Source organism: Vibrio sp. 10N.261.51.F12 (assembly GCF_041471725.1).
Classification (GTDB): domain Bacteria; phylum Pseudomonadota; class Gammaproteobacteria; order Enterobacterales; family Vibrionaceae; genus Vibrio.
This window is the reverse complement of record NZ_JBFROV010000006.1, coordinates 24737-31983: the sequence shown is the minus strand read 5'-3', so window position 1 is coordinate 31983 and position 7247 is coordinate 24737. Positions and strand designations below refer to the sequence as shown.

Sequence of the window (7247 nt, the reverse complement as noted above, 5' to 3'; positions counted from 1 at the left end):
GCCATTGGCTGCGTTTTTTTGATTATTAGTCGTTCAACACTCAGCTACGATGAATGGCATCGTTGGCCTGTTTCAGCAAATTTTGGCTTTCAGACATAAACTGCTGCGAATAATCACCAAACCACTCACTTACCTGGTTAAACTGAGTCACAAACTCTGTCTTATCTTTGTTATCAAGCAATGTCAGTGCTTCACCAAACTGTTGATGGAAGCGTTTAATCATCTCAATATTTTCATCTGATGATAAAATAATATCACCGTATAGGTTTGGGTCTTGAGCGAACAGTCTACCGACCATCGCCAACTCTAATCGATAAATAGGTGAACTCAGCTTCACCAACGTATCGAGGTCTGGATTCTCTTTACTCAAATGAAGGCCATAAGCAAATGAGGTAAAGTGGCGCAGCGCTTGAATAAGTGTCATGCCATTATCATGCTTCTCTGCTTCGATTTGGCACAGGCTTGCCCCCCAGATCGTAAACTGCTCTAACAACCATTGGTACTGAGACTCGCCACGTCCATCACTATAAACAATCACTTGTTTAGCCATACTCGGGACATCAGGACCAAACATTGGGTGTAACCCGACTACTGGCCCTTTATGAACGCGCATCATTGCCGTCAATGGGCGCTTTTTCACTGACGTTAGATCACACAAGATACAGTCTTCAGGCAGGTTGCCTAATTTTTCGATCACGCCCTCGGTTAGGTTAATAGGTACTGTCACCACAACCAAGCCCGCGTTATCAAGAATCTCATCCGCGTTAGACCAATCTTGGCTACCCAAGATCTTTACCTCATAACCCGATAGCGCGAACATTTTTCCAAATAGGCTGCCAAGTTGACCACGACCACCAACGATCACAACCGAGCGTAAATCAGGATTCAGACATTTAAATCCTGAGTCCTTTTCACTGGCATACGATTCACGCATGGTACGACGTAGAATATCTTCAATCAGTTGCGGCGGTACACCAACCTTCTCTGCTTCCGCTCGACGAGATGCCAGCATAGCGGCTTCTCGGTCGGGTGCATAAATTGGTAAACCATGCAGGCTTTTTACTTCACCAACTTGCTCTACAAGAGAGAGGCGCTGAGCCAGAAGCTCAAGCATCTTCTTATCAACTTCGTCTATTTTGTTACGAAGTGGGGTCAATTCAGCAGACATGGATGCGATTATTCCTTAATACGATTTTCCAAGAATGGGACAAGCTCTTTATGAGCATGGCGTAATAGTGCCTCAGTTGCATCCCAATTGATACATGCGTCGGTGATAGAAACCCCGTACTCCATCTCACTTAAAGGAATATCTGAGCTCTGGTTTCCTTCATTAAGGTGACTCTCGATCATTAAACCAATAATTGACTTGTTACCTTCTCGGATTTGATGCAACACATCTTCTGCTACCAATGGCTGGCGACGGTAATCTTTACGTGAATTAGCATGGCTACAGTCAACCATCAGCGACGCATCCAGATGGTGTTTCGCTAATTCTTGCTCACACTCGTTGACAGAGACTGAATCATAATTCGTTTGTTTGCCGCCGCGCAGGATCACATGACCATTAGCATTACCTTGTGTCGTCAATAGTGCAACCTGACCGTCTCGGTTAATCCCCATGAAACGGTGACTAGAAGAGGCCGCTTGCATGGCGTTAATCGCCGTTGATAAACTGCCATCGGTCCCGTTTTTAAAACCAATCGGCATCGATAAACCACTGGCCATTTCACGGTGAGTTTGAGACTCAGTGGTACGCGCCCCAATCGCTGCCCATGAGAATGTGTCCGCGAGATATTGCGGGCTAATTGGATCCAGCGCTTCCGTCGCTAATGGGATATCCATTTCAGCAAGATCGGTCAGAAGTTCACGTCCAACATGCAAACCGTGTTCAATATCGAACGTTCCATCTAATTGAGGATCATTGATTAGACCTTTCCAACCTACCGTTGTACGTGGCTTTTCAAAATAAACACGCATAACGATATACAGTTGGTCGCCCAACTCCGCAGACAAGGCTTTCAAACGTTTGGCATATTCTTTTGCGGCATCAATATCATGAATAGAGCATGGCCCACAAACAACCAATAAACGATGGTCGCGCTTATGGATAATGTCAGCAATAGCATCACGTGAATCTTGAATCGACTTTCTCGCTTTTTCACTTAAAGGTAACTTCGCTTTCAGTGCTTCTGGCGTAATCAATACTTGTTCATCGCTAATATTGATATTACTTAATTCACTTTTCTTCATAATCTTATTCCGTAAAAAAATATTTACACCGAGTCTGTTAAAAAACCTGCCCTGACACTCTATGGACTCTAATATACTCAGATATAAATCACTTGCAAGTGTAAATTATTAAAAACAGGTGGCGTAAATTAAAATTTACATCTATCACTGATAATAATAATACTGTGATGCATCACCTTGTCTCGACAACAACCGCGCTTCATATGATGTTTGTGTATACAATAAAGCCAATTGAAATTTAGGCGATCACTGATGGACTTAATCCTTTCTCTACTGCAACAGATGTGTGTTTATCTCATGCTGGCTTACATGCTCAGTAAAACACCTATCTTTATTCCTCTGTTCAGCCTGTCCAATCGAGTGAGTCATAAATTCAGTATCTACGTCTTGTTCTCCTTATTTTGTATCCTCGGCACCTACTTTGGGTTACAAATCAACGATGCCATTGCCAATACCAGAGCCATCGGTGCGGTCATGGGAGGTCTGTTTGGGGGACCTCTCGTTGGCTTTGCTGTTGGGCTGACCGGCGGTATACACCGCTATACACTCGGAGGGTTTACCGACCTTGCCTGTACCATATCAACAACCGCAGAAGGCTTAATTGGTGGCGTGGTACACCTATATTTCATTAAGAAGAAAAAGAAAGAGGCGCTCTTTAATCCCCTGGTGGTGCTGTATGTCACATTTACCGCTGAGATCATTCAGATGTTACTTATTCTTGCTATCGCTAAACCCTTTGATCAAGCGGCTGCTCTTGTTGCTGATATTGCTGCGCCAATGATCATCGCCAACTCGATTGGTGCGGCATTCTTTATGAGCATCCTTCAAGATAGAAAGACGATTTTTGAAGAATATTCTGCGACCTTTTCCCGACGTGCATTGAATATTGCAGAGCGTTCTGTTGGTATTCTGGTGCATGGATTTAATACCGATAATGCCAGCAAAATCGCACGCATCATCTACGAAGAAACCAATGTGGGTGCAGTGGCGATTACAGATAATGACAAAATCCTTGCCTTCGTTGGGATTGGTGATGATCACCATAAGCTCAATCGCCCTATTTCTTCGCAAAGCACGCTCGACTCCATCACCGAAAATCGCATCATCTATTTAGACGGTAAGGACAATGCCTATCAATGTTCAATCTCTCAAGATTGTAAGCTAGGTTCAGCGTTGATTATCCCACTGCGCACGGGTGATAAGGTCATAGGAACCATTAAGCTGTACGAACCAAAAAGAAAACTGTTTTCTACTATAAACATGTCAATGGCGGAAGGCATCGCTCAACTGCTCTCTAGCCAAATTTTACATGGCGAATATATCCATAAACAAACCCTACTCAATCAATCTGAGATTAAGCTTTTGCAAGCACAGGTGAACCCTCACTTTTTGTTTAATGCACTCAATACCATCAGCGCAATTACCCGTAGAGACCCCGATAAGGCTCGCAGCTTAATTCAGCATCTTTCGCAATTTTTTAGAAGTAACCTTAAACAAAACATTGAGACGGTCTCACTCAAAGAAGAACTCGCTCATGTCAACGCTTACCTGACAATTGAAAAAGCCCGCTTCACTGATAGGCTCAGTGTCGAGATGGATATTGAGCTATCACTCTTAGAAAGAGCTGTGCCCAGTTTTACCTTACAGCCGTTAGTAGAGAATGCGATCAAACATGGTATATCAACCAAAATTGAGGGTGGCAAAATTAGAATTTACAGTGAGGAAACGGCGGACGGACACCGCGTAATTGTCGAAGACAATGCTGGCACGTTTATCGCGCCCGAGCATGATCATGAAGGACTCGGCATGCAAATTGTTGATAAGCGGCTAAGCAACAAATTTGGCCGTGACGCAGCGCTAAAAATTGAGGTAGAAAATGACACCTATACTCGAATGAGCTTTATTATTCCTGCGCGAGAAAAAACGACAGAAACAAGGACGACGATCACCTCATGACACTGATGACTGCTCTCATTATTGATGATGAATGCTTTGCGCGTGAAGAGCTCATTGAGTTGCTTGGCGACATCGAAGATATCACCGTCCTTGATCAAGCTAGTAACGCTATTGAAGGGTTAAAAAAGATCAATAACCTAAAACCTGATGTGGTCTTTCTCGATATACAAATGCCACAGATTACAGGGATAGAATTACTCGGCATGCTTGACCCAGATTCAATGCCTCATGTTGTGTTTGTCACCGCTTATGATCAGTACGCTGTGCAGGCATTTGAAGATAATGCATTCGACTACTTACTCAAACCTATCGATCCGTGTAGGCTCAGAAAAACGGTGAAGCGACTGCTTAAACAAGAGCAGCAGCAACAGAATGCCATTCAGTCGATTGCTCCCCCTACTCTCGATCAAATCCCCTGTGTAGGGCATCACCGAATAGTCATTGTTCCCACCACCGAGGTGGAATGTGCCTTTAGCGATATTACCGGGGTTCAAGTTAGAACGGCCTCACAGCAAGCCAACAGTCAGTTATCGCTGAAAATTCTTGAAGAAAAAACCCCACTGCTGCGTTGCCATCGCCAGTACCTCATTAACATCAAAAGCATCAAAGAGATCAAGCTCCTTGAACATGGCCTGGCTGAAATTATTACTCACAGCGACTTTTCTGTACCAGTCAGTCGACGCTACCTAAAAACACTCAAAGAGACCCTAGGATTTCAATAAAAAAGCGAGCTATTTATGCTCGCTTCTCGTCTTGCATCATTTACCGCATTGTTCGTTTTTCACTCACCAAATCTAAGCATGCCACGCTAGATATCTAAAACTTGGCATACCTTTTTATTGGCCAATTTCCATTGCTCTGATTTAACAAGCTCAGCTAAAGTGAAGTGCTGTTTACGCAGCATCGTCGGCGCCTTGGCAACGCTTGAGATGGGTAGATTATCTAATACGTCGACCGCTGACCGGCGACTATTACACATTAGCACCATATCGCAACCGGCTTGCATGGCTTGTAATGAACGTTCTGCGGGCCCGCCCATTATCGCCGCCCCTTCCATTGAAAGATCATCAGAAAAAACAATTCCTTCAAAGTTAAGCTTTTCTTTTAAAACAGTTTTTAACCAGTACGGCGAACCACTTGCCGGATGCTCATCGTAATGAGGATACACAACATGAGCAGGCATCATGGCATCCAATAGCCCTGCTTCAATCTGTTGTTTGAACACCTGGATATCTTTTTCAAAAAGATCGCTTCTTTCATCATACGGCGTCTCTAAATGCGAGTCAGCAATCACACCACCATGCCCTGGAAAGTGCTTTCCAGTCGTCGCCATGCCCGCCGCTTTCATACCTGAAATGAACGCACTACTGAAACGAACGATACTGGCGATATCTTCACCAAAAGCTCGGTTACCAATGGCTTTGCATTCATGGCCTTGATCAAGCACAGGAGCAAAGCTCAGATCAATGTCATGTGCCACGAGTTCAGCCGCCATCAACCAACCTGCTTGCGTTGCAAATTCTTCATCGCCAATTTCTGCATAACGCTGTGCGGCAGGCAATAGCGTGAATCCTTCACGAAAACGCTGTACTCGCCCACCTTCTTGGTCAACACCAATAATGATTGGTTTCTTTGCTGCAGCTCTGATTTGTCGATTCAATTCAATAAGCTGCGCTGAATCATGATAATTGCGAGTAAATAGGATTAAACCTCCAACGGTCGGATGTTCTAGAACCTCGCGATCTTCAGCACTGAGTTCAAAACCTTCCACATCTAGCCATAACGGTCCCATTATTCGTCCTCTGCAATTTTATTATCAAATAGGGGTGCGAAAAGATTATTCCGTTTATTTTTGATTTACAATGACTATCGCTAAGTATTGGCTTAGCATCTTGATAAGAGCACATGGAGTATACGTGATGAAATCTGCCAACTATTATATTGGCCTCATGTCTGGTACCAGCTTAGATGGAATCGATGTTGCGTTGGTCTCTATTGATGACAAGGGGATTTCGCTTCTTGAAAGTGACGCTCTCGACTACCCCGCTCAATTAAAGACTCGCGTTCTCGAGATATGCCACGGTCAAGCAACCGATTTAAAGGCGATTGGTGAACTCGACCACCAGCTTGGTCATGTGTATGCTCAGGCTGTGTTACAGCTTCTTGATAAAGCCAATATCACAGCAAGCCAAATTACAGCCATCGGTAATCATGGACAAACTGTTTTCCATCAACCCGACGGCAGTACCCCATTCACCATTCAACTTGGTGACAACCATATCGTTGCGGCGAAAACTGGTATCAACACCGTGGGTGATTTTCGACGTCGAGATATGGCATTAGGTGGGCAAGGTGCGCCACTCGTGCCTGCTTTTCATCGTTACCTTTTTGGCGCCAGCCAATCCTCTCAGGTCATTTTGAACATCGGTGGTATTGCCAATATATCGATCCTTCAACCAGATGGCACCGTGATCGGTTTTGATACCGGACCGGGCAATACCTTGCTCGATACCCTATGCTCCCAACACTTAAATAAAGCCTTTGATGAGGATGCACAAGAAGCACAACAAGGCCACGTTGACCCGCTGTGGTTAAACCAGCTACTTGAAGATGAATACCTATCGCGCCCGGCCCCAAAAAGCACAGGGCGGGAGTATTTCCATCAACATTGGCTCGATGACAAACAAGCCTTACAATGCCAGCCGCTATCCGTCCATGATACCCTTCGCACCCTGACAGAATTTACAGTGCGTAGCATCGTTGATGCTCTGCTACCCTACAAAATTGGGGCACAACCGAAGCTTCTCGTCTGTGGCGGAGGAGCCAACAACCCTATCATCATGCAGCGCTTGACTGAGTTGCTCACCGGGTGGCATGTCGCGAGTACCGATAGCGAGGCCATCAGTGGTGATTACATGGAATCGATGGCGTTTGCTTGGCTGGCACACTGTTACGTTCACCACATCCCAAGTAATCTTCCCTCTGTTACAGGGGCAAGCCGAGCCGTGCCACTAGGCGTGCTCTATTCAGCAGATTAGGAA

6 protein-coding genes are annotated in these 7247 nt (G+C 44.9%); 3 read left to right on the top strand and 3 right to left on the bottom strand.

The annotated features are described in order from the left end of the window. Positions 1 to 40: 40 nt before the first annotated feature. Both tyrA and AB4405_RS03975 read right to left on the bottom strand, forming a co-directional pair. Positions 41 to 1168 carry a bifunctional chorismate mutase/prephenate dehydrogenase gene (gene tyrA / locus AB4405_RS03980; protein ID WP_102469947.1) on the bottom strand — a complete coding sequence of 376 codons (1128 nt, stop codon included), beginning with the start codon at positions 1166 to 1168 and terminating at the stop codon, positions 41 to 43. A gap of 8 nt (positions 1169 to 1176) precedes the next feature. Next, the gene (locus tag AB4405_RS03975) at positions 1177 to 2250 is read right to left on the bottom strand and encodes a 3-deoxy-7-phosphoheptulonate synthase (RefSeq protein WP_102469946.1); all 1074 of its coding nucleotides are present in this window, start codon (positions 2248 to 2250) and stop codon (positions 1177 to 1179) included. A gap of 252 nt (positions 2251 to 2502) precedes the next feature. Between AB4405_RS03975 and AB4405_RS03970 the strand changes: the two genes are divergently transcribed. Both AB4405_RS03970 and btsR read left to right on the top strand, forming a co-directional pair. Then, on the top strand, positions 2503 to 4206 hold the full coding sequence (locus AB4405_RS03970) for a sensor histidine kinase (RefSeq protein WP_102469945.1): 1704 nt from the start codon (positions 2503 to 2505) through the stop codon (positions 4204 to 4206). Between the two features lie 2 nt (positions 4207 to 4208). Beyond that, complete coding sequence (gene btsR, locus AB4405_RS03965; RefSeq protein WP_102469962.1) at positions 4209 to 4928, top strand: two-component system response regulator BtsR; 720 nt, start codon at positions 4209 to 4211, stop codon at positions 4926 to 4928. 86 nt (positions 4929 to 5014) lie between these two features. Here btsR and nagZ read toward each other — a convergent pair whose 3' ends face one another. Then, a complete protein-coding gene (nagZ, locus tag AB4405_RS03960) occupies positions 5015 to 5998 on the bottom strand; it encodes a beta-N-acetylhexosaminidase (RefSeq protein ID WP_372059736.1) in 984 nt (327 codons plus the stop codon). 127 nt (positions 5999 to 6125) lie between these two features. Between nagZ and AB4405_RS03955 the strand changes: the two genes are divergently transcribed. Continuing rightward, positions 6126 to 7244 carry an anhydro-N-acetylmuramic acid kinase gene (locus tag AB4405_RS03955; protein ID WP_372059735.1) on the top strand — a complete coding sequence of 373 codons (1119 nt, stop codon included), beginning with the start codon at positions 6126 to 6128 and terminating at the stop codon, positions 7242 to 7244. Positions 7245 to 7247 lie beyond the last annotated feature (3 nt).